This is a genomic window from Comamonas sp. SCN 65-56 (assembly GCF_001724135.1).
In the GTDB taxonomy this organism is placed as follows: domain Bacteria; phylum Pseudomonadota; class Gammaproteobacteria; order Burkholderiales; family Burkholderiaceae_C; genus Comamonas_C.
This window is the reverse complement of record NZ_MEDS01000001.1, coordinates 103,366-125,330: the sequence shown is the minus strand read 5'-3', so window position 1 is coordinate 125,330 and position 21,965 is coordinate 103,366. Positions and strand designations below refer to the sequence as shown.

Genomic DNA, 21,965 nt, shown 5'->3' with positions numbered 1-21,965 from the left:
GTGAAACCATATGAAATCAGAAAATGCGATCGAAAAAATCTACCGGGAAAACCCTGCCCAGACCAGTGGGCCTGGCCTGCAGCACAGTACGTTCAACGAACCGCCGCGCCTGTCCGCGACTACTGCGCGGTACAACTGCTGGTAGTCGGTGCTGATCACGGTGTAGCGCTGCTGGGGATCGATGCGCTCGAAGCGGTACGTGCCGTCAGCCTGAGACCACGTGCTCGCCACCAGGGCGTGGGTGTTCTCGCTGTAGAGCAGCACTTCGCGCACCAACGGCTGGTCGGGCTGGCCCTTTTCCTTGACGGTACCGGTGATTTAGCCATTGCCGCCGAAATGGATATTCCGGCGCGCGCTGGCCACCCCTCGATACCGGCGCGGATGACCCAGCAGCGATTGCGGCGATCGCAGAACGCATGGGCCGCACTTCAGACGCCAAGCATTGGCTGACGCTGGCTGCCAAGAGAGGAGATACGGACGCCATGCTCCAGCTCATTGAGGAACACGATCAGGGTGACCTACAGCGATGCTGGACGTGGGTGTATTTCTCGCAGTTGGTCAGAACGGATCTGACCCAGGACGCACACTACGCCATCAACGAGGACGGTTCGGACTACGACGATGACGTCGAGGGTCCAGCCTACGTCGCAGGTCGTGACGGGATAGATCTTGAACCGCTTGCTCCGGCGCAAGACGCCGCTGCCACCAGGGCGTCGCGCCCGAGTCGCTGCTGGTCGTCACCTTCACCGACAAGGCCGCGCGCGAGCTGACCACCCGCATCTCCAACCGGCTGAGTTTTCTCACCAGCGTGGACTGGCAGAACGCGCGGCCGCCGACGTTGTAGGAGAAGCTCACCAGCGCGTCGTACTCGTGCTGAGCCAGCGGCACGGTAACGCATTGCTTGAGCGCGCCCTCGAATTGCTGCACGTCGGTGAGCGCCCGAGCCAGCGCCTTCGGCGGCGTGGTGGTGTCGCCCAGCTTCACCCCGGTGGTGGTGCCGAAACCTATGGTCGGCACGTCACCCTTGACCGGGATCACCGCGCGGTCGGTGTAGCCCTCGTGCAGCACGATGCCGACCAGGGCGGCGGCGGACAGCGTCAGCGCGGCCACGGTGCGTCTTTGCGGCGGCCGGATCATCGGTGCATCTCCGGCTGCGCCACGATGCGGGCCACGGTCGCGCCGATGCTGGCGGCGAAGGCCAGTAGCACGAATGCGCCACGCGGCAGCACGTCGCCAAACAGCGGCACCACCACTTCCGCCGCCGTGAAGGCCGCCGCCAGCAGCGAGAAGCGAATGCTCCAGGCACGCCGCAACACACGCCGCCAGTCGTCGAGCAGGCAGAGCTTGGGTTTCATTGCGCGCCTCCCATCAGCTTCAACTTGATGGCGGCACCGACCAGAAGCGCGGCTAGGATGCCGGTGGTCACGACCTTGACCGTGGTCTGCCACGCTGTGCGACGGGCATCGCGCCACGCTTCCAGCAGATCGCGCAGTTCGCGGATGTCGCGGGCTGCGTGGCCGTTTTCCAGCCCGAGGTGCGCGAGTACACGTTCTGCTCCGCGTTCAGCGGCGTGGGCCAGCAGTTCGTCGAAGTCCTCGCGGCGCAGCAGGAGCATGTTTTCCACGAGCGCGGCGGGTTGTTGTTCGGGTTCGGTCATTGCAGGTCTCCAGAAATGCGAAACCCGCCTCGTGGGCGGGTTCAGGGGTGAACAAATGGGAATGGACTTCAGATCTCGATGATCTCCAGGGGCAGTGAGGGCGCGATACCCTCGATCACCTCGTCGCGCACGAACACGGTCTGGCCGACGGTGGCGTTGCCACGCGCACGAATCAGGCCGCCACCGGGCAGAACGACCAGTGCGACGCCCGTGCCGACTTCGAGCACGGTGCCTGCCTGTAGCGGTGCATCAGGTAGCAACTGCCGGAACTGCTGGTAAAGGTTATGCATAGCTCTGCACTCCCAGGGTCTGCCAGACTTCCGGCAATCCCGCGTCAATGCGCGTCGAGCGCACGATGCCCAGCCGCGCCACGCCGCCATCCTGATAGGCGACAAACGCGCCCGGTTCGATGATTCCGGTTTCCTGCAGCACCGGCAGGCGCAGCGTGACCTCGATCTGGCGACCTGTGTCAGCCAGCACCGCAATGCCGCGCTGGCGTGCCGCCGCCGCTTGGGTGATGAGCGCATCGACCACCATCGGCGCGAGCACATCGCCCGCCGTGCCGGTGCGCGTGACCTGTCCAAGCACACCGGCCTCCTGGCCTGCCACGAACACGCGGTTGTAGGCGGGCTTGTCGATCCAGCGCAGCGATTCGCGCCCCACGGTGTCCACTGGCAGCACGAAGTCCGGCGTCACGTCCGTCCACCAGTCCCACGGAACCACCGGGTAGCGATGGCGCACGCGCAGAGTCTTTTCGGACGGATGCGGCAGCAGGTAGCCGCCCGCCGCACCGACGATGGTGATCAGTGCTTCGATCCACGTCCCTTGCTTGGCGAACACGCCGGTGGGCACCAGCCAGTCGGTCAGCGCCCAATCTACCGTCCAGCCCAGCGGGATGCCGTTGAAGGTGAGCACGTCCTCCATCAACTGCTGCGCGCTGCGCGGCTCGGTGTTGGCGAAGGCGATCACCGGCGAGTAGGGAGCGGCCAGCGCCGCGCTGCGCCCGCGCCCGGAAATGCGAATGCTGGCGTCGCCGAACACGCGCTCGCGGCTCAGGTTTTCGGCCAGCACGTGGAAGGCGGTGCCGTTGACCGTAGCGATCAGCTCCACCGGCGACGCGCCCTCGTCAGGCACCACCAGCGCTTCGGCGATCAGCGGCAGCGTGGCTTCGAAGCCCCACGCCCAAGAATCGGCGTCCAGCGACAGCGACAGGCCCAGCACCGGCACCGGCGTCCCTTCGGGCCAACGCGTCAGCGTCACCTCGTTGATCACGAAATACACCCTCCGATTGGGAATGAGCACCGACCCGTCGCTCGACGTGGCGCTTGGCTCGCAGACAAACAACAGGTCGCCGTCTTGCGCGGCGTCCTCGGTGAACAGCAGGTGCGCGCTTGGCACGTAGCAGGCCGGAGCCACCGGCGGCACGAACGGCACCGACGGATGACGGCCCGGCAGTGGACGCATCGCTGCCTGAAACAACGAACGCCACCAGCGACGCAGATACACCGCGCTCTGGATTTCCTCGGCGTGGAAGCGCCCCGCGTGCCGCAGCGATGCATCAAAGCGCGAAGTGGCCGTGTGTCGGCGGTCGCGCCAGCCGTCCTGATGCCCGATGGCCCAGCGCAGCCACCCGGCACGGACGGCCTCCTCGAAGGCCGATCCGCGCGCCGTGCGCAACCGGATCGCGTCGGCGTGGCCCACACCTGCGCGGATTTGCACCGGCGCGGCCTCCTGGTACCAAGTTTGTCTGGACAGGGGCGCGCGCACGCGGGTGCTGGTACGGCGGCTCTCCACACCGACCACCCACGATGCAGAACCCTGCCAGCGTGCGTGTATGGGCGCGTGTTCGTGTACGGTGGCCTCGCGCCGATCTTCGGCTCCCGTGCTGTGCCCGGTGGCGTGCTGCCAGCAGGTGGCGCACTGACCGGTGACCGGGCGCACCGCGTAGGACTGGTACCGTGCCTCACCCAGCATCGACAGCGGCGGGAAGTTGCCCACCAGTGCCACATCCGTGCGTGTCACCGCCTGCGCCGTGAACGTCAGTGCGGTTAGCGGCGACTGCAAAGCGGCGTTGGCGTTTGGAATCGCGGTCGCAGTGAAGCTCAGTTCGGGCAGCGTGGCGGCTAGTATCAAGTCGCCGGGATTGCTCATCGACTACCCCGGCAGGCCGGACACGATGCGGGTGTAGCCCCCGGCGTAAAGCGTGGTCGACGGGAGGCGTAGTTCAGCAGTTCAACACCACCACCTCGATGGGGCGGCTGATGCTCAACGTCCTGCTGTCCTTTGCCCAGTTTGAGCGCGAGGTCACCGGCGAGCGCATCCGCGACAAGATCGCCGCCGCCAAGCGCAAGGGGATGTGGATGGGCGGTGTCCCGCCCCTGGGCTACGACGTCGACAACCGCCTCCTGGTCATCAACGAAACCGAGGCGGCTGTGGTGCGCCGTATCTTCGAGGAGATGCTGACCATCGGCTCTCCGACCCAGATCGCCGTCAATCTCACCGCCGACGGCATCACGACCAAGGCCTGGACGACGCAGGAGGGCCAGACCCGCAACGGCACGCGCATCGACAAAAAGTACCTGCACAAGCTGCTGCGCAACCGCATCTACCTGGGCGAGTTGTCGCACAAGGGGAACTGGTACCCCGGCGCTCACCTGCCAATCATCGACCGGGAACTATGGGACAAGGTTCACGCGGTGCTGGCCAGGGATGGGCACGCCCGGTCGGTGGAAACCAAGATCCGGTCGCGCACCGACGCCTTGCTGCGCGGCCTGCTGTACGCCCCCTCGGGCGAACGGATGTACCCGACCTACTCACGCAAGAACGGGCGCAAGTACCACTACTACGTGTCCAAGTCGGAAAGCCGGTTCGGGGCGCCGGGCAAGAGCTACGAACGCCTGCCTGCACCGGAGATCGAGGCGGCAGTGGTGGCCCAAATCCGCACCGTGCTGACCAGCCCCGAATCCATCGCATCGGTGGTGCGCCACATCCAGCGCGACGGAGGACAGGTCGATGAAGCCACCACGGTGATGGCGATGGGACGGCTCAACGACGTGTGGGATCAGTTGTTCCCGGTCGAGCGCCATCGCATCGCCAACCTGATGATCGAGCGCATCGACCTCGTCCACGTCGGCGAGGTGCAGGGTATCAAGGTGAAGTGGCGGGAACTGGGGTGGGACGCCCTGATCGGTGAGTTCGCTCCGAGAGGGATCGGCGCAGAACTGGTGGAGGTCGAGGCCTGATGGACGACTCACTGGAAACCTTCGTGCCACTGACATTCCGCCGCCGGGGCGCGCGGCGCGTGGCCGCCGATGACCGCCACGTCCACGATGTGACGCTGCTGGAGGGGGTGGCACGCGGTTTCTACTGGCAGCACCTCGTGGACACCGGCGAGATGAAGAGTGGTTCGGAGATCGCCCGGGCCGAAGGCTTACACCCCTCGGTCACCAACGAACTGATGCGCCTGAGCCTGCTCGCGCCCGACATCCTCGAACTGCTGATGACCGGACGGCAGCCGCGCCGGATGAACCTGATCTGGTTCCAGCGCAACCCGCTGCCCGTCGATTGGGAGGCGCAACGCCAGATCGTTAAGCGCTTTGAGGAGGAGGCATGAGCAAGAAGCACCGGGGTCGGTTCAAGGGTGATCCGGTCACTTATCAACTGCCGAGCCCGGCTGGCGGCGTACAACTGGAAACCTTCGTGCCCTGGACACTGGTGAAGCGGGGCTTGAAGAAGCAGGTCATCACGCCGTTCGACCCGCCGCGGGAGTTCCTGGACGAGGCCCGCCGCGAAAAGTTGATCAAGGCTGCCGCACAGGACACCGCGTTGATGCGTGCGCTCGGTCTGGCACATCACTGGCAGCGGCTGATGGACGAGGGGCGGTTTACTTCGATCACCGAGATCGCCGAGGCAGAGGGACTCGATCTCGGTCGAGCCAGCCGGATCGCACGATTGGCGCAATTGGCTCCAGACATTGTGGAAGCCTGCATCACTGGCGTGGCAGCGCACTTGACGTTTGAAAGCGTCGGGCGACGCGCCAACCCCCTGCGATGGGACGAGCAGCGCGAACGTCTGCGGTTCCGGTGATCAACCGGCGCAGCAACTCCCCTTACCGCGCTCCTGAATCGGCGGGCACGGCACGGTGCCGTAGGAGCAGTACACGCAGCAGTCTCCCTGCTTGGGCTTGAGTACGGCGTGACACTGCTCGCACTCGTAGAACCACTGGCAGGCGTCTGTGGGCATCGTCTCGGTCTTGGCGTGGCCGCACTCGGGGCAAGTCAACGTCGACTCCAAGATCACGGCAGTCACTTTGCACTCCCCACCACGGTCGACGGATAACCAGCATCCTTGGTGGCGCGCTTGAGGGCTTCGGCGTTGGTCTTCGCATCATCGAATGTCACCTTGGCTTCGCGGCTGTCCAGATTCACGTCGGTCTTGCTGACGCCCGATACCTTGGTCAGCGCCTTCTTGACCGTGATCGGGCAGGTGGCGCAGTTCATGCCGGGCACGGACAGAGTGACGGTCTGGGTCGCTGCCCACAAGGGCGAGGCGAAGGCGGCAAATGTGGCCAGCGTAATGAGCTTCTTCATGACAACTTCCTTTCAGTAGAACCAGGGCGCGATAAGCGGGAACCCGAGCGCGAGAATCACCAACGCCACTACGGTCCAGAACAGCACCCTGTAGCTGCGGTTGACCGATGGAAGCGCGCAGACCTGCCCCGGTGCGCAATCCGTGGCCGGTCGCCAGATGCGGCGGTAAGCGAAGAAGAGCGCCACCACCGCCGCGCCGATGAACAGAGGCTGGTAGGGTTCGAGCAGCGTCAAGTTGCTGATCCACGCGCCGGAAACGCCGAGCGTGATCAACACCAACGGGCCGAGGCAGCAGGTGGAGGCGAGGATGGCGGCAAGCCCGCCAGTCAACAGCGCGCCGCGTCCGCCGCCTTGAGTTTCTGTTGGTCGATCTGTTTTCATAGGTTAAGCTTACTTCCGTACTTAAGTACGGAGTCAAGTGCCATGAGCGAACCACCTGAAACACTGACCATCGGCGTCCTGGCCGATGCCGCCGGGGTCAACGTCGAGACGATCCGCTTCTATCAGCGCAAGGGCCTGATGCAGGAGCCTGACCGGCCTCTAGGCGGCATCCGTCGTTACGGGGGGCCGGATCTGGCACGCGTGCGCTTCATCAAATCGGCCCAGCGACTGGGCTTCAGCCTGGACGAGATCGCGGACTTGCTGAAGTTGGAGGATGGATCGCATTGCACCGAGGCCCGCGAGCAGGCCGAGCGCAAGCTGGCCGATGTGCGTGACCGGCTTGCCGACCTGCGTCGAATCGAAGTCGCGCTGCAAGGGCTCGTCGTGCGTTGCTGCGCCACGAGCGGACAGGTGCAGTGTCCGTTAATCGCCGCTTTGCAGGCGGCGTGAGGCGTCCAAACTGGCCCGTCTCCGCTCTCGGTCGCCGACGCCTGAGCAGACGAAAACCGCAACCGATAGCCCTCACCTCCCCGAAAACAGCCGACGTCGGCACTTGGACGGTCAAGAGGCCAGCAGAGAGCGGAGAGAGAAAAACCGCTACGTCGAGGCTGCGGGTCGGCGGTTCGGCAAGGGTGCGGTCAAGAGGCAGGTGCCCGAAACCGCGCCAACACTGGCGTTCCGGGCAGAAAAAAGCCCAACCGATAAGGGTAATGGTGGAGCTGGCGGGAATTGAACCCGCGTCCGCAAGCCTTGTTCGGGCAGATCTACATGTTTAGCGTTCTGTTTTGATTCTCACCCGGCACATCGCGCAGACGCACGCTATGGACAAGGCCAGCACCCTTTTTTCTTACCCCTTGCCAAGGTACCCGGCAAGCAGCCAGCTGACGTGAATTCCCTTGCAGCCTGGAGGTATTGCTACCCCCTTGCCCAGCCCGCCAGCGTGCTGTTGCAAGGCTCACCGGTTTTAGGCGGCGAGTGCGAAACGTTCGTCGTTTGCAGTTACTTTTGTGAATGGAGATTTACGAGCGTCACTCAAGCTCGACATGCACCACACCGCGTCCGAACCCACGTCGAAACCGGTACAGCCCCTAGGGTTCCGATTTTAGGGCAATCCTGGCGAATTCAATGGCTGACGGATCAACTCACCCAGCGCCGGGCGTTGCGCCACAGGCGCATCCAGGAGCTGAAGGTTGACGGATCGCCTGGCGTCCAGCTCATCTGGATGGCGCGAAACACCCGCTCGGGGTGCGGCATCATCGCGGTGAAGCGCCCGTCCGTCGTGGTCACCGCCGTCAGGCCCTCGGGACTGCCGTTGGGGTTGGCCGGGTAGGCGTCGGTGACCTGGCCGTGGTTGTCGACGAAACGCAGCGCGCGCACGACGTGGGCGGCGTCGCCACGGCGCGCGAAGTTGGCGTAACCCTCGCCGTGCGAGACGACGATGGGCAGGCGGCTACCCGCCATGCCGGCGAAGAAGATGCTGGGCGATTCGAGCACCTCGACCATGGACAAGCGCGCCTCGAAACGGTGGCTCTGGTTGGTGGTAAAGCGCGGCCAGGCGTTGGCGCCGGGGATGATCTCGGCCAGCTCGGCAAACATCTGGCAGCCGTTGCACACGCCGAGCGCGAAGGTGTCGCTGCGGTCAAAAAACTGCTGAAACTGCTCGGACAAGCGCGGGTTGAAGGTGATGGAGCGTGCCCAGCCCACGCCCGCGCCCAAGGTGTCGCCATAGCTGAAGCCGCCGCAGGCGACGACGCCCTTCATGTCTTGCAGGCTCACGCGGCCGACCTGCAAGTCGCTCATGTGCACGTCCACCGCGTCGAACCCCGCCTCGGTGAAGGCCCAGGCCATCTCGACGTGTGAATTCACGCCCTGTTCGCGCAGCACGGCGACGCGCGGCCGGGCCAGATTCAGGAAAGGCGCGGAGACGTCTTCCTGTGCGTCAAACGTCAGGTGCTGATGCAGGCCGGGATTTGCCGGGTCGCCCGCCGCCGCATGCTCGGCGTCGGCGCAGGCGGGGTTGTCGCGGCCCTGGGCGATTTTCCAGCTCACGGTGTCCCACACCTGGTGCAGGTTTTCCAGTGTCGCACCAAAGACTTTCTTCGCATCGCGCCAGACCTGCAGCTCGCCCTTGCCCGCGTTCATGGGCGAGGACTCGGGCCGGGTCTTGCCGATGATGTGGCTGCAGGCAATCAGGCCGTGCTCGCGCAGCACCTGCATCACGGCGGCGCGCTCGGAGGTAGCGATTTGCAGCACCACGCCCAGCTCCTCGTTGAACAGCGCGCGCAGCGTCAGCACATCGCGGCGGCCGCTGATCTGCTTGGTCCAGTCCTTGGCTTCGTAGCTCTCCAGGCGGCCGTCGGTGATGCCATCGCCCTGATCCACCAGCATGTCCACGTTCAACGCCACGCCCACCTGCCCGGCAAACGCCATCTCGGCGACAGTAGCGATCAGACCGCCGTCGCTCCTGTCGTGGTAGGCGAGGATCAGGCCCTGCGCGCGCAAGGCGTTGATGGCGGCGACCAGGCGCTTGAGGTCTTGCGCATCGTCCAGGTCGGGCACCTCGGTGCCGCTGGCGCCCAACACTTCGCCGAGGATGGAGCCGCCCATGCGCATCCTGCCGTGGCCCAGGTCGATCAGGATGAGCGAGCTGTCTTCGATGTCCGCATTCAGCTGCGGCGTCAGCGTGCCGCGCACATCCGCCAGCGTGGCAAACGCCGTGACGATCAGGCTGACGGGCGAGACCACCTTCTTTTGCACCCCGTCCTCGCTCCACTGCGTGCGCATCGACAAGCTGTCCTTGCCCACCGGGATGGAAATGCCGAGCTGCGGGCACAGTTCCATGCCGACGGCGCGCACGGTGTCATACAGCGCGGCGTCTTCACCCGGCTCACCGCAAGCGGCCATCCAGTTGGCGCTGAGTTTGACGCGCGCGAGCTCGATCGGCGCCGCCAGCAGATTGGTTATGGCTTCGGCCACCGCCACGCGCCCGGAGGCCGGGGCATTCAGGCTGGCCAGCGGCGTGCGCTCACCCATCGCCATCGCTTCGCCGGCAAAGCCGCAGTAATCGGCGAGGGTGACGGCGACGTCGGCCACCGGCACCTGCCAGGGGCCAACCATCTGGTCGCGGTGCGTGAGACCGCCGACGCTGCGATCGCCGATGGTGACGAGAAAGCGCTTGCTGGCGACCGTGGGGTGCGCCAGGACTTCGATGACGGCCTTTTCCAGCGGCAGATCATCGAGCGGCAATGTCGCGCCCTGGCGAGCGACGCGGGTGACGTCGCGCTGCATCTTGGGCGGCTTGCCCAGCAGCACGTCCATGGGCATGTCGACGGCAGGTTGAGCGTTGAGCGTTGAGCGTTGAGCGTGGGAAGGCAAGTCCAGCTCGCCGACGACAAGCTGGCGCTCTTCGGTGGCAACGCCGACGACGGCAAAGGGGCAGCGCTCGCGCGCGCACAAGGCTTCAAACTGCGCCAGAGATTTGGGCGCGATCGCCAGCACGTAGCGCTCCTGGCTTTCGTTGCTCCATATTTCGCGCGGCGAGAGGCCCGATTCCTCAAGCGGCACGGCGCGCAGGTCAAAGCGCGCGCCGCGACCGGCGTCGTTCACCAGCTCGGGGAAGGCGTTGGAGAGCCCCCCCGCGCCCACGTCATGGATCGCCAGGATGGGATTGGCCTCGCCCTGCGCCGCGCACTGGTTGATGACCTCTTGCGCACGCCGTTCGATCTCGGGGTTGCCGCGCTGCACCGAATCAAAGTCCAGCTCGGCCGCGTTGGCGCCGCTGGCCATGGAACTGGCCGCGCCACCGCCCATGCCGATGCGCATGCCCGGGCCGCCGAGTTGCACCAAGAGCGTGCCCGCCGGGAAGGCGATCTTTTTCGTCAGGCGTGCGTCGATGCTGCCCAGGCCGCCAGCGATCATGATGGGCTTGTGGTAGCCGCGCTGCACGCCATCGACCACCATCTCGTACTCGCGAAAGTAGCCTGCGAGGTTGGGGCGGCCGAACTCGTTGTTGAAGGCTGCACCGCCCAGCGGGCCCTCGGTCATGATCTGCAAGGGGCTGGCGATGTGCTCGGGCTTGCCCAGCTCGCTGCCCCAGAGTTTGGAGACCGTGAAGCCCGTGAGGCCCGCCTTGGGGCGCGAGCCGCGCCCCGTCGCGCCTTCGTCGCGGATTTCGCCACCCGCGCCGGTCGATGCGCCGGGGAAGGGCGAGATCGCGGTGGGATGGTTGTGCGTTTCCACCTTCATCAAAACGTGGCGCAGAGATTCTTGTTTTTGATAGCTGCTCGCGCTTGCCCCACCTGCGCTGGATGCCGATTTGGCTTCAAACTGTTCTACAACCGTGCCCTGCATGACCGAGGCGTTGTCGGCGTAGGCGATGATGGTGTGCTGCCCCGACGTGGCCTCGGTGTGGCGGATCATGCCGAAGAGGGTGTGCGCCTGCGCCGCGCCGTCGATGGTGAATTGCGCGTTGAAAATCTTGTGGCGGCAATGCTCGCTGTTGGCCTGCGCGAACATCATCAGCTCCACGTCCGTGGGGTTGCGCCCGATCTGCGTGAAGGCTGAGACCAGGTAGTCGATCTCGTCCTCGGCCAAGGCCAGGCCCCAGGCGGTGTTGGCCACCACCAGCGCCGCACGGCCTTGCGCGAGCACGTCCACGCTCGCCATCGGCTCGGCCTGCAATTCGGTGAAGAGCCGCTCAGCCTCGCCCCGCGAGCCAACGACCGATTCGGTCATACGGTCGTGCAGCAGCGCGGCGATCTGCGTGCGCTGCTCGCTCTTCAGTTCGGTCTTTCCTCCCAGCAGCCCGCCCTTGAGCGCGATGCGGTACTCGGTCACGCGCTCGACGCGCTGCACTGCCAGGCCGCAGTTGCGCGCGATGTCGGTGGCCTTGGACGCCCAAGGCGAAATCGTGCCCAGGCGCGGCGTGACGATGAGCGTCTCGCCCTCGTCGCTACCCTGATACGGCTCGCCATAGGTGAGCAGCGACGCCAGCCGCTCGCGCGTGGTGCCGTCCAGCGGCTCGCGCGCTGCCACCAGATGCAGATGGCGAGCGGCCACGCCCGTAACCTTGGCACAAATGGGCTGCAGTTGCGCCACGAGCTGCTGCGCGCGAAAGGAACCGAGGGCATGGCCGCCCTCGAAAGTGCAAATGTGTAGGGTCACAGTGGCGGCCTTATGAGACAAGGCGAATTTTACTTGGGGGCCCATATCACCTTTCTCGTGTTGATATAACACGACAACAAACCCGTGTCATAAAATCGTGTCACATCGACACGGAGATGACCATGGCCCGCAACATCACCTTCACCGCCGACGAGGCCTTGATCGAGGCTGCCCGCGAAGCCGCCCGGGCGGAGAACACCACGCTCAACGAGCAATTCCGCCTGTGGCTGGAAACCTATGCACGCAAGCGGCAGGCGGACAAGGCCATGGAAACCCTGGCGCGCATTCGCGGCTACGCCAGCTCCGGCGGCCAGAAATTCACCCGCGAGGCCATGAATGAGCGCCGCTGACTTCATCGACAGCAACGTCGTGGTCTATGCCTTCGACTCGACGGGTGGCGAGAAAAGCACCATTGCCAGCCACATCCTCAACACCGCACTGCGCCAAGGCAACGCCATCATCAGCTTCCAGGTCGTGCAGGAAACCTTGCATGTCATCGGTCGCAAGTTCAACCGCGTGGCCACGCTTGAGGACCGCCAGAGCGCACTGGCACAAATCCTTGTCCCACTGTGGCGAATCCACCCCAGCCCCGCCCTTTACACGCGCGGCCTGGACATCCAGGAGCGCTATGGTTTCAGCTTTTGCGACAGCCTGATCGTTGCCGCCGCACTGGAAGGCCACTGCACGCGACTGCTCAGCGAGGACATGCAGCACGGGCAGCAGATCCAGGGGCTGCGGGTGGAAAATCCTTTCCTCGACGTTCAGCACTGAGACACAGCCGTTCAACCCTGCTCCGGATGCCATGTCCATGGCGCATCAGTCGCGTCTCGTGCAGCCGCAGTAGCGCGATGGGATAATTTCGCAATGACCATAGAAATCAAGGACGCAGCGGGTATCGCCGGCATGCGCGAGGCCTGCCGCCTGGCGGCCGAGGTGCTCGACTACATAGCGCCACACATCGTGCCGGGCCTGCCCACCATCGAAATCGACCGCCTGGGCGCGGAGTGCATGAAGCGGCAGGGCACGGTCTCCGCCACCATCGGCTACCAGCCACCAGGCTACCCGCCCTACCCGGGCTACCTGTGCACCTCGGTGAACCATGTGGTCTGCCACGGCATTCCGAACGAAAAGCCGCTGAAGAAGGGGGATATCGTCAACGTCGACGTGACGGTGATTACCAAGGATGGCTGGTTCGGCGACACCAGCCGCACCTACCTGGTGGGCGAATGCTCGATCGCCGCCAGGCGCCTGGTGAAGCTCACCTACGAATCCATGTGGCTGGGCATCCAGCAGGTGCGGCCCGGCGCTCACCTGGGCGACATCGGCCACGCGATCCAGACCTTTGCCGAAGACCAGGGCCTTTCGGTGGTGCGCGAGTTCTGCGGTCACGGCATCGGACGCAAATTCCACGACGAACCGCAGGTGCTGCACTACGGCCGCCCGGGCACCGGCGTCGAGCTCATGCCCGGCATGACCTTCACGATAGAGCCCATGCTCAACCTGGGCAAGCGCGACATCAAGGAGCTGGGCAAGGACGGCTGGACCATCATCACCAAGGACCACAGCCTCTCGGCGCAGTGGGAGCACACCATCCTCGTGACCGAAACCGGTTTTGACGTGCTCACGCTCTCCGCGGGCTACCCGCCGCTGCCCGATTTCGTGACCGCTACGGCGACCTGACACAGGCGCTTCTTGCGCACAGGGCCATGCACGCCCACACCACTCCCGAGCAGGCCATCTACCAGGCACGCCGCGGCACGTTGCTGCAGGCCCTGCTGGGTCGGGCGCTGCACCCGCGCGGCGTGCATCGCCTGCTGCGCGGCTTCTCGGATGCCACGGACACCCTGCTGCGCAGCCTCTGGCAGTCGCTGCACCCCGACCCTGGCGCGGCGCTCGTCGCCGTCGGCGGCTATGGGCGCAGGCAGCTGTTTCCGCATTCGGATGTGGATGTGCTGGTGCTGGTGCCCGATGGCGCCGCAACCGCGGCGGTCGAGACCTTCATCGCCCGCTGCTGGGATGCGGGGCTGCCGATAGGCTCCAGCGTGCGCACGCACACCGAATGCCTGGCCGCCTGCGCCGAGGACATCACGCTGCAGACCGCGCTGCTCGAATCGCGCCGGCTGTGCGGCAGCGCACAAGCGTTCGAGGCGCTGCGGCAAGCCCACGCGCGCCAACTCGATGCACGGGCATTCGTGCAAGCCAAGCTGCTGGAACTGCACCAGCGCCACACCCGGTATGAACATACGCCGTACGCGCTGGAGCCGGATTGCAAGGAATCACCCGGCGGCCTGCGCGATCTGCAGCTTGTGCTCTGGCTGGCGCGCGCCGCCGGCGTCGGCGCGAGCTGGAAGGCGCTGGCGCAGCACGGCCTGGCAACCCCGTATGAAGTGCGTCAGCTGGCGCTCAACGAGGCGCTGCTGTGCTTGATCCGCGCGCGCCTGCATGTGCTGGCCGGGCGGCGTGAGGACCGGCTGGCCTTTGACCTGCAGGCCAGCGTGGCCCAGAGCTTCGGCTTGACGGACGCCACGGGCCCGGGCGGGCGCCGGCAGCGCGCCAGCGAACAGCTGATGCGTCGCTACTACTGGGCCGCCAAGGCGGTCACGCAGCTCACGCAGATCCTGCGCCTGGAAATCGAGGAGCGGCTGCGGCCATCGACGGCGCCGCTGATCCTGATAGACACCGAGTTCCTCGACAAGAACGGCCTGCTGGAGATTGCGCGCGACGACCTGTACCAGCGCAAACCCCAGGCCATCGTGCGCACCTTCTTGCGCTACCAGGCCACGCCGGGCATCAAAGGGCTTTCCGTACGCACCCTGCGCGCGCTCTACAACGCCCGCCCGCTGATGGACCAGGCCTTTCGCCAGGACGAGGCCAACCGCGCCTGCTTCCTGCAGATCCTGCGCCAGCCCAGTGGCGTGACGCATGCCCTGCGGCTGATGAACCAGACCTCGGTGCTGGGCCGCCTGCTGTGGCCGTTTCGGCGCATCGTCGGGCAGATGCAGCACGACCTGTTCCACGCCTATACGGTGGACCAGCACATCCTGATGGTGGTGCGCAATCTGCGGCGCTTCTTCATGGCCGAGCACGCACACGAATTCCCGCTGTGCTCGCAATTGGCCGCGGGCTGGGACAAGCCCTGGATCCTGACCATCGCCGCGCTGTTTCACGACATCGGCAAGGGGCGCGGCGGCAACCATTCGGAGATCGGCGCGCGCGAGGTGCAGCGCTTTTGCCGCCAGTTCGCCGCACATGGCATTTCGGCGCAGGACGCCCGGCTGATCGAGTTTCTCGTCGCCGAGCACCTCCTGATGAGCCAGGTGGCACAAAAGCAAGATCTGAGCGATCCGGCGGTGATTGCCGCGTTCGCGCAGCGCTTGGGCAACGAGCGCACGCTCACCGGCCTGTACCTGCTCACCGTGGCCGACATCCGCGGCACCGGCCCGCGCGTGTGGACCGCCTGGAAAGGCAAGCTGCTCGAAGACCTCTACCACGCCACGCTCGCGGTGCTGGGCGGGCGCGTACCCGATGCCGCCACCGAAGTCGAAGAGCGCAAGCGCGATGCGCGCGTGCTGCTGGCGCTGCATGCCCTGCCACGCGGCGCGAATGAAGCGCTGTGGCGCACGTTGAATGTGGGCTACTTCATGCAGCACGACGCGGCCGACATCGCCTGGCACACGCGCCAATTGCATGAAGTCATCGGCAGCACCCGGCCGGTGGTGCGCGCCCGACCTTCGCTGGCCGGCGACGGCCTGCAGGTGCTGGTCTACACGCCCGACCAGGCGGAGCTTTTTCTGCGCATCTGCGGCTACTTTGACCGCACCGGGTTTTCCATCCTCGCCGCGCGCATCCACACCACGCTCGACGGTCACGCGCTCGACACCTTCCAAGTGACTGCCCGGCATGCGGAGAGCGGCGCGCGCGAACTGATTGCATTGATCGAGAACGGCCTGCCGATGGCGATCGATCTGCGTACGCCGCTGCCGCCGCCCAGCCACCGGCGGCTGTCGCGCCGTGCACGCAGCTTCCCGGTGGCACCGCGCGTATCGCTGCGGCCCGATGAGCAGCACGAGCGCTGGATTCTGGAAATTTCGGCCACCGACCGCGCCGGGCTGCTGTACCTCATCGCCGGCGTGCTGGCACGCCACGGGCTCAGTGTGCAGCTGGCCAAGGTTGGCACGCTGGGGGAGCGTGCAGAAGATACGTTTCTGATAGCAGGCGAAGCACTGGGCAACAGCGCGCGCCAGCTGCGCATCGAAGCCGAGCTGCTCGATGCGCTGGCAGACGCGGACGATCAGTCCAGCTCGGGCGCGATGCCCTCGGCCCAGTCGTAGATCGCTTCCAGGATCGCCTGCCCACGCTCGTCGGCCTGCTCTCCGAGCGTATCGAGTTGGGCGAACAGCGCATCAAAGGTGCGCGCGCCGCCCTCGCCTTCCATCAGCGCGGCGATGCGGTGCTGCTGCCAGCGCTCCTGCTCCTCGGGAGCAAGCGTCTCGGGAAAATTGCGCGCGCGGTAGCGAAACAGCAGCTCGGCAAGGCGCGCATCATCAAAGCCCGCACGCGCCTGCGCAAGTTCGGCAGGCGGCAAGGCGCGCAGACGCGTGAGGCGCTTGCGGTCTTCGTTGCTCAAGAAGCCACCGTACAAATCCTGATCCACGTCGGGCGCGCTCTCTTGCGCTCGGGCATACACCGCAGGCCAGATCGCGCTCATGTCGGGCAGATCGCGGGCGATGGCGGCGTGGCGCTCGGCGGCGGCAAGGTCAATGCCCCAGCGTTCAGCCAGCTGGGTCGTGAGCGTTTTCATGTTACCCACCACCATCGGCGACTTGTTCAGGTGCACGCCCTTGATCGGCAGGCGCGTGATGCCCTCAGGCAGGTCTTGCGTGCGCGTGAACAGGCGCTGGCGCAACGTGTCGACCGAGAGCAGTGCAAGCTCGGACGGGTCGTGCGCCAGGTCCCAGGCGAGCAGCTCGTTCTTGTTCGTGGGGTGCATCGCGAGCGGCCACATCAGCGCGAGGCACCCCTGCTCCGCCGGGAACATGCCGGAGATGTGCAGAAAGGGTTTTGCAGTGCTTTGTGCCGTTGGAAGGCGCAGTTCTTGCGCGACACGCTCTTTTTTATGGAGCGCAAAGGCAAACTCGAACAAACGCGGCTGGTGCGTGCGCAAAAGCCGCGCGAGCGCAATGGTGGCGCGCACGTCCGATAGCGCATCGTGCGCCGCTTCGTGCGCCAGGCCGTTGGCCTTGGTTAGCAGCTCCAGGCGAAAGCTCGCCCTGCCATCAAGCTCGGGCCAGTTGATGCCTTCGGGGCGCAGCGCGCGCGTCATCCGCACCACGTCCAGCAGATCCCAGCGCCCGCAGCCGTTTTGCCACTCGCGCGCATAGGGGTCGATCAGGTTGCGCCAGAACAGGAAGCGCGTGATCTCGTCGTCAAACCGGATGGTGTTGTAGCCCACGCCCACGGTGCCGGGCTGGGCGAATTCGGCCTCGATGCGCGCGGCGAATGCGTGCTCGGGCAGGCCTTTTTGCAAACACTCTTGCGGCGTGATGCCGGTGATGAGACACGCGCCGGGGTCGGGCAGATAGTCGTCCCCGGGGCGGCAATAGAGCATCAGCGGCTGGCCGATTTCGTTCAGATCCGCATCGGTGCGAATCGCCGCGAACTGCGCCGGGCGATCGCGGCGCGTGTCGGTGCCAAAGGTTTCGTAGTCGTGCCAGAGGAAGGTGTGCATCGCAGCGATATCAAGGGTGCGGGCGAGCCGCAAGTATGCCCGTGCAGGCGTATCACGTCAGCGCTGCGCGGCTTCCAACTTGGGCACAATCCGGGCATGCGCTCAACATCCGTTTCCTCCGCGCGCGCTCCCGCCTTCATCCTCGCTCTGGCCACTCTGCTGGGTACGGCCAGTTGCACCACGCTGGCCGCACCACCGGGCCCTGCCGCCGCATCGCCCGCATCCACCACCGCAACGCCCCCTGACACGAGCGACCCGGTCGACGGTTTTCGCGCCTGGATCGCCGGTTTCTCGCAAGACGCGCTCAAGGCCGGCATCAGCCGTGCCACCATTGCCGCCACGCTGGGCAAGGCGCGCTGGCTGCCGCAAGTGATCGAGCTCGACCGCGCGCAGCCCGAATTCGTGCGTCCCGTCTGGCAGTACCTGGACGGCGCCGTCTCGCTCCAGCGCATCCTGGCGGGCAAGGCGCAGCACCAGATTTACGCCAAGGCCATCGACGACGCAGCCCAGCGATACGGCGTGCCCGCCAGCATCCTGATTGCGATCTGGGGCGTGGAAAGCAGCTATGGCGCGCATTTCGGGAGCTTTCGCACCGTCGATGCACTGGCCACGCTGGCGTACGACGGGCGCAGACGCGATTGGGCCAAGAGCGAGCTGCTGGCCGCGCTGACCATCGTCGACAAGGGGCTGATGAGCGCCGACCGCCTGATCGGTTCCTGGGCCGGTGCGATGGGCCACACGCAGTTTCTGCCGTCGGTTTACCTCAAGTACGCGGTCGATGTCACCGGAGATGGCAAGCCCGACATCTGGGCCAGCGTGCCCGACGTGATGGCCTCGACCGCCAACTTCCTCGCGCAATCGGGCTGGCGCCCGAGCGAGCCCTGGGGCGTGGAAGTGCGCCTGCCCGCCGCATTCGACTACAGCCGCGCCGAGCTCAACGTACGCCAGGACAGCGACGCCTGGGCCGTGCAGGGCGTGCGTGCGATGAACGGCCAGCCGCTGCCGCTGATGCAGAGCGCCTCCATCCTCACGCCCGCCGGCGCAAATGGCCCTGCGGTGATGGTGGGCAACAATTTCCGCGTGCTGCTGCTCTACAACAGCTCGACCAACTACGCGCTGGCGGTCTCGCTGCTGGCGCGCCAGATCGACGGCGACCCGGGCCTGCTGGCGCCGTGGCCACGCCAGCTCAAGACGCTGAGTCGCAGCGATATCGAAGCCCTGCAGTCGGCGCTCAACCGGCTCGGGATGGACGCGGGGGAAGTCGACGGCGTGGTCGGCCCCGCCACCCGCGCCGGACTGCGCCGTTACCAAGCGAGCCAGGGCCTCATCGCCGATGGCTACCCCACCCAAGCCCTGCTCCAGCGCCTGCTGCAGCAAGCAAAAGCGGCCACCTCATGAACGCTGCATCCCCGCCCCTGCTCAGCCGCCAGCTGCGCGCCATCCTCGCGCGCTGCCGCACCATCGCCGTCGTCGGCCTGTCGCCGCAGTGGCACCGGCCCAGCCACTTCGCCGCGCAGTACATGCAGGCGCACGGCTACCACATCGTGCCGGTGAACCCGCTGGTCGCCAGGGACGGCGGCGCCATCCTGGGCGAGACGGCCTACGCCAGCGTGAGCGAGGCCGCGCAAGCGCTGGCGGCGCAGGGCCGCACGATCGACATGGTCGACTGCTTTCGCCGCAGCGAGGACATTCCGCCGCTGGCCGAAGAGGCGGTCGCGATAGGCGCCTCCTGCCTGTGGCTGCAACTGGGCGTGGTCAATGAAGAAGCCGCCGCCAAGGCGCGCGCCGCCGGGCTGGATGTCGTGCAAGACCGCTGCGTGAAGATCGAGCATGCGCGCCTGTTTGGCGGCCTGGGCTGGGTGGGGGTGAACACCAAGGTCATCACGGCCAAGCGGGCAAGGCAGCTGCCTTACTGAAAACCATAGCTTCTGACGCTTGCTGCACAAGCGTTACAGCCCTATTCCATTCAATACCATGACCACACCCCAGGGCGACCACGTTTTCGGCTTCGGCACCCGCGCGATCCACTCCGGGGCGCAGCCCGACCCCGTGACCGGCGCGCGCGCCACGCCTATCCACCAGACGACGAGCTTCGTCTTCGACGACGCCGAGCACGCGAGCCAGCTCTTCAACCTGGAGACCTTCGGCAACGTCTACAGCCGCATCAGCAACCCGACGGTGGCGGTGTTCGAGGAACGCATGGCGAGCCTGGAAAACGGCCGCGCGGCGCTGGCCTGCGCCAGCGGCATGGCGGCGCAGATGACGGCGCTGTTCGCGCTGCTGAAGACCGGCGACCACGTGGTGGCCGCAAGCACGCTCTATGGCGGCAGCGTCGGGCAACTCGGCATAGCTTTTGAGCGCCTGGGGATAGAGACCACCTTCGTCGATCCCGCCGATCCGCAGAATTTCGAGCGCGCGATGCGAGCCGAAACCCGCGTGGTCTTCGGCGAAACGCTGGGCAACCCGCTGGTGAACGTGCTCGACATCGCCGCCATTGCCGAGGTGGCGCACGCGCACGGCGTGCCGCTCATCATCGACAACACCGTCGCCAGCCCATACCTGTGCAATCCGCTCGACCTGGGCGCCGACATCGTGGTGCACAGCGCCACCAAATACATCGGCGGCCACGGCACGACGATGGGCGGCGTGCTGGTGGAAAGCGGGCGCTTTCCCTGGGACAACGGCAAATTCCCCGACATGATCGAGCCCAGTCGGGCGTACCACGGCGTGAAGTTCTACGAGACCTTTGGCGACTTCGGCTACACGATGAAGGCGCGCATGGAGGTCAACCGCACCTACGGCGGCGTGCTCTCGCCGATGAGCGCCTGGCTGCTGCTGCAGGGCGCGGAGACGCTGCATTTGCGCATGCAGGCGCATTGCCGCAATGCCTTGGCGGTGGCCAAGCACCTGAAAGAACACCCCAAGGTCGCCTGGGTCAACTACCCCGGCCTGCCCGAGTCGCCCTATCACCAGCTTGCGAAAAAGCAGTTTCGCGCGGTGGATGGCGCACCGGGCGCGTCGGGGCTGCTGACCTTCGGCATCAAAGGCGGGGCAGCGGCGGGCGAGAAGTTCATCGATGCCTGCGAGTTCTTGAGTCACCTGGCCAACATCGGCGACGCCAAGACGCTGGTGATCCACCCGGCCTCGACCACGCACCGGCAGCTCAACGACGAAGAACTCGCCCGCGCCGGGGTCAGCAGCGACATGGTGCGCCTGTCGGTGGGCATCGAGGACGTGGACGACATCCTCTGGGATATCGATCAGGCGCTGGATCGGGCCTGCGCTTGAAGGCATGGCACCATCAGTCATTTGAGCGCGACAGAGGCTGGGCTTCAAATGCCTTTTCAAAGAAAGCAACGGCAGCCTCGCCGATGGTCTGGTGCAGATCGGCGCGGTTCACGCCAGGCGCATCCACACAGGACTCGGCGTAATTGTCGCGGCCATCTGCGTCGCATTCATTGGTAAAGATTTCGTGTCCCACCGGCCCGGGCAAGAGCTGCAGCTGCGCCTGGGGAATATGCAAGGCCGCGAACGCGGCGTTTTCATCGGCAGGTGTGGCCCGGTCTGCCGCGCCGACGATCAAATGGACCGGCACCCGAGTCTGGCGCAAACCCTCGGCATCCATGCCAAACGCCTGAATCACACCGGGCGCCATGGCAAAAACCGCTTTCACCCGGTCATCGCGCAGGTGCTGCGCAGGCGCTGCGTCCACCTGCATGCGCTCGCGGATGTGGGCGGGCACCAGGGGGTTGTTCTTCCAGCCACGCTGATAGCGCATGAACGCCTCTGGATTGATCTGGGCGCCGCCCAGCCACAGCGCGGCAAATCCACCCTGCGAATGTCCCGCTACGCCAATGCGGCCGGGATCGATGCGAGGCCCCCAGACCTTGTCCTGCAACAGGTGCGAGATGTCCAGGCTGATGTCGCGCGGGCGCTGCCAAAGCCGGCTGCGCACGTACAAGGCGCTGCGGTCGTAGGTGTTGGCACGATAGTGGTGCACCAGCGCCACGATGTAGCCGCGGGCCGCCAGGTACTGCCCCAGCCACGCATAGTTGGAGCCATTGCCCCCTGCGCCATGCGACAGCACGACCAGCGGATGGCGAGCACCATCGGGCGAGGCCGGCGCGTCCTGATACAACCGCAGGCCCTGGGTCATCGGCATCCTGAATGGCACTGCACCGTCCGCTGCCGCAGCCGGGTAGATCAACATGTAACTCAGCGTGCGCCCGCTGGCAGCATCGACGTATTCCACTTGCGTCATGCCAGCGTCATAGGCGCCAGCCCATGCCGTCTGGGCCAAGACACCCATCAGGGCCGTCAAGACCATGCAAAACAAGGTCTTCAGGCAGCTTGACAGGGCATGCCAGCACATGGGCTTGCCGTGCGTGGAGAAAAGCTGGCGTGGGGCCAATGGCATGACGGGCGACTCCCTGCGCGATAGGTGCGC

The 21,965-nt window shown here is 65.9% G+C and carries 22 protein-coding genes, 1 other RNA gene and 2 pseudogenes; 13 read left to right on the top strand and 12 right to left on the bottom strand.

All coding sequences use genetic code 11. The features are described 5' to 3' along the window. Together ABS45_RS00575 and ABS45_RS17610 are read left to right on the top strand one after the other, a co-directional pair. A complete protein-coding gene (locus ABS45_RS00575) occupies positions 1-450 on the top strand; it encodes a hypothetical protein (protein WP_291551740.1) in 450 nt (149 codons plus the stop codon). A gap of 277 nt (positions 451-727) precedes the next feature. Next, positions 728-844, top strand: a complete 117-nt coding sequence (locus ABS45_RS17610; RefSeq protein WP_366246588.1) for a UvrD-helicase domain-containing protein — start codon at positions 728-730, stop codon at positions 842-844. Here ABS45_RS17610 and ABS45_RS17605 read toward each other — a convergent pair. The 5 genes and pseudogenes from ABS45_RS17605 to ABS45_RS00550 all read right to left on the bottom strand — a co-directional run. Further along, positions 802-1,137: pseudogene (locus ABS45_RS17605) on the bottom strand (glycoside hydrolase family protein); the annotation flags it as partial. The gene ABS45_RS17610 and the pseudogene ABS45_RS17605 overlap by 43 nt on opposite strands. After that, positions 1,134-1,355, bottom strand: coding sequence for a hypothetical protein (locus tag ABS45_RS00565; protein ID WP_291551736.1), 222 nt, complete (start codon positions 1,353-1,355; stop codon positions 1,134-1,136). The pseudogene ABS45_RS17605 and the gene ABS45_RS00565, both read right to left, overlap by 4 nt. Then, complete coding sequence (locus tag ABS45_RS00560) at positions 1,352-1,657, bottom strand: DUF6127 family protein (protein ID WP_291551735.1); 306 nt, start codon at positions 1,655-1,657, stop codon at positions 1,352-1,354. Before ABS45_RS00560 ends, ABS45_RS00565 begins: the two co-directional genes overlap by 4 nt. A gap of 68 nt (positions 1,658-1,725) precedes the next feature. Then, entirely contained in the window at positions 1,726-1,947 is a 222-nt protein-coding gene (locus tag ABS45_RS00555; RefSeq protein WP_291551732.1) for a hypothetical protein, read from the bottom strand. Further along, on the bottom strand, positions 1,940-3,808 hold the full coding sequence (locus ABS45_RS00550; protein ID WP_291551730.1) for a hypothetical protein: 1,869 nt from the start codon (positions 3,806-3,808) through the stop codon (positions 1,940-1,942). Before ABS45_RS00550 ends, ABS45_RS00555 begins: the two co-directional genes overlap by 8 nt. Positions 3,809-3,882: 74 nt before the next feature. Here ABS45_RS00550 and ABS45_RS00545 point away from each other — a divergent pair. The 3 genes and pseudogenes from ABS45_RS00545 to ABS45_RS00535 all read left to right on the top strand — a co-directional run. Then, a pseudogene (locus ABS45_RS00545) lies at positions 3,883-4,899 on the top strand (recombinase family protein); the annotation flags it as partial. Beyond that, on the top strand, positions 4,899-5,270 hold the full coding sequence (locus ABS45_RS00540) for a site-specific recombinase resolvase (protein ID WP_291551727.1): 372 nt from the start codon (positions 4,899-4,901) through the stop codon (positions 5,268-5,270). The pseudogene ABS45_RS00545 and the gene ABS45_RS00540, both read left to right, overlap by 1 nt. Beyond that, the gene (locus ABS45_RS00535) at positions 5,267-5,743 is read left to right on the top strand and encodes a LacI family transcriptional regulator (protein WP_162077708.1); all 477 of its coding nucleotides are present in this window, start codon (positions 5,267-5,269) and stop codon (positions 5,741-5,743) included. The genes ABS45_RS00540 and ABS45_RS00535 overlap by 4 nt, the downstream gene beginning before the upstream one ends. Here the strand turns inward: ABS45_RS00535 and ABS45_RS00530 are convergent, their stop codons facing one another. Genes ABS45_RS00530 through merT form a run of 3 tightly spaced genes read right to left on the bottom strand, consistent with a single transcriptional unit; the run spans position 5,744 to position 6,627 of the window. After that, positions 5,744-5,965: a GDCCVxC domain-containing (seleno)protein gene (locus ABS45_RS00530; RefSeq protein ID WP_162077709.1), complete on the bottom strand. Its 222-nt coding sequence runs from the start codon at positions 5,963-5,965 to the stop codon at positions 5,744-5,746. Next, positions 5,962-6,246: a mercury resistance system periplasmic binding protein MerP gene (gene merP, locus ABS45_RS00525; protein WP_162077710.1), complete on the bottom strand. Its 285-nt coding sequence runs from the start codon at positions 6,244-6,246 to the stop codon at positions 5,962-5,964. Before merP ends, ABS45_RS00530 begins: the two co-directional genes overlap by 4 nt. Positions 6,247-6,258: 12 nt before the next feature. Beyond that, on the bottom strand, positions 6,259-6,627 hold the full coding sequence (merT, locus tag ABS45_RS00520; RefSeq protein ID WP_162077711.1) for a mercuric ion transporter MerT: 369 nt from the start codon (positions 6,625-6,627) through the stop codon (positions 6,259-6,261). 42 nt (positions 6,628-6,669) lie between these two features. Between merT and merR the strand changes: the two genes are divergently transcribed. Continuing rightward, positions 6,670-7,077, top strand: coding sequence for an Hg(II)-responsive transcriptional regulator (gene merR / locus ABS45_RS00515; RefSeq protein WP_162077712.1), 408 nt, complete (start codon positions 6,670-6,672; stop codon positions 7,075-7,077). A 261-nt stretch (positions 7,078-7,338) separates the two neighbouring features. Here merR and ssrA read toward each other — a convergent pair. Continuing rightward, positions 7,339-7,716, bottom strand: a transfer-messenger RNA (tmRNA) gene (gene ssrA, locus ABS45_RS00510). 48 nt (positions 7,717-7,764) lie between these two features. Continuing rightward, entirely contained in the window at positions 7,765-11,790 is a 4,026-nt protein-coding gene (gene purL / locus ABS45_RS00505; protein WP_291551720.1) for a phosphoribosylformylglycinamidine synthase, read from the bottom strand. Between the two features lie 122 nt (positions 11,791-11,912). On the opposite strand from purL, the gene ABS45_RS00500 reads away from it, so the two are divergent. The 4 genes from ABS45_RS00500 to ABS45_RS00485 all read left to right on the top strand — a co-directional run bounded on the left by ABS45_RS00500 (position 11,913) and on the right by ABS45_RS00485 (position 16,121). Continuing rightward, positions 11,913-12,140, top strand: coding sequence for a hypothetical protein (locus tag ABS45_RS00500; protein WP_291551717.1), 228 nt, complete (start codon positions 11,913-11,915; stop codon positions 12,138-12,140). Further along, entirely contained in the window at positions 12,127-12,561 is a 435-nt protein-coding gene (locus tag ABS45_RS00495) for a PIN domain-containing protein (protein ID WP_291551715.1), read from the top strand. Before ABS45_RS00500 ends, ABS45_RS00495 begins: the two co-directional genes overlap by 14 nt. Before the next feature lie 93 nt (positions 12,562-12,654). Continuing rightward, entirely contained in the window at positions 12,655-13,470 is an 816-nt protein-coding gene (gene map / locus ABS45_RS00490) for a type I methionyl aminopeptidase (RefSeq protein WP_291551713.1), read from the top strand. A gap of 26 nt (positions 13,471-13,496) precedes the next feature. Next, a complete protein-coding gene (locus ABS45_RS00485; RefSeq protein ID WP_291551711.1) occupies positions 13,497-16,121 on the top strand; it encodes a [protein-PII] uridylyltransferase in 2,625 nt (874 codons plus the stop codon). Here ABS45_RS00485 and sbcB read toward each other — a convergent pair. Further along, positions 16,082-17,518 carry an exodeoxyribonuclease I gene (sbcB, locus tag ABS45_RS00480; protein ID WP_291551709.1) on the bottom strand — a complete coding sequence of 479 codons (1,437 nt, stop codon included), beginning with the start codon at positions 17,516-17,518 and terminating at the stop codon, positions 16,082-16,084. The genes ABS45_RS00485 and sbcB overlap by 40 nt on opposite strands. Positions 17,519-17,614: 96 nt before the next feature. On the opposite strand from sbcB, the gene ABS45_RS00475 reads away from it, so the two are divergent. The 3 genes from ABS45_RS00475 to ABS45_RS00465 are packed head-to-tail and all read left to right on the top strand — an operon-like array spanning position 17,615 to position 20,806. After that, positions 17,615-18,916 (top strand): lytic murein transglycosylase, encoded by a 1,302-nt coding sequence (locus tag ABS45_RS00475; RefSeq protein ID WP_291551708.1) that lies wholly within the window; start codon positions 17,615-17,617, stop codon positions 18,914-18,916. Continuing rightward, positions 18,913-19,434, top strand: coding sequence for a CoA-binding protein (locus tag ABS45_RS00470; RefSeq protein WP_291551707.1), 522 nt, complete (start codon positions 18,913-18,915; stop codon positions 19,432-19,434). Before ABS45_RS00475 ends, ABS45_RS00470 begins: the two co-directional genes overlap by 4 nt. A gap of 58 nt (positions 19,435-19,492) precedes the next feature. Then, entirely contained in the window at positions 19,493-20,806 is a 1,314-nt protein-coding gene (locus tag ABS45_RS00465) for an O-acetylhomoserine aminocarboxypropyltransferase/cysteine synthase family protein (protein ID WP_291551704.1), read from the top strand. Positions 20,807-20,819: 13 nt separating this feature from the next. Here the strand turns inward: ABS45_RS00465 and ABS45_RS00460 are convergent, their stop codons facing one another. Further along, the gene (locus ABS45_RS00460; RefSeq protein ID WP_291551702.1) at positions 20,820-21,935 is read right to left on the bottom strand and encodes a lipoprotein signal peptide; all 1,116 of its coding nucleotides are present in this window, start codon (positions 21,933-21,935) and stop codon (positions 20,820-20,822) included. Positions 21,936-21,965 lie beyond the last annotated feature (30 nt).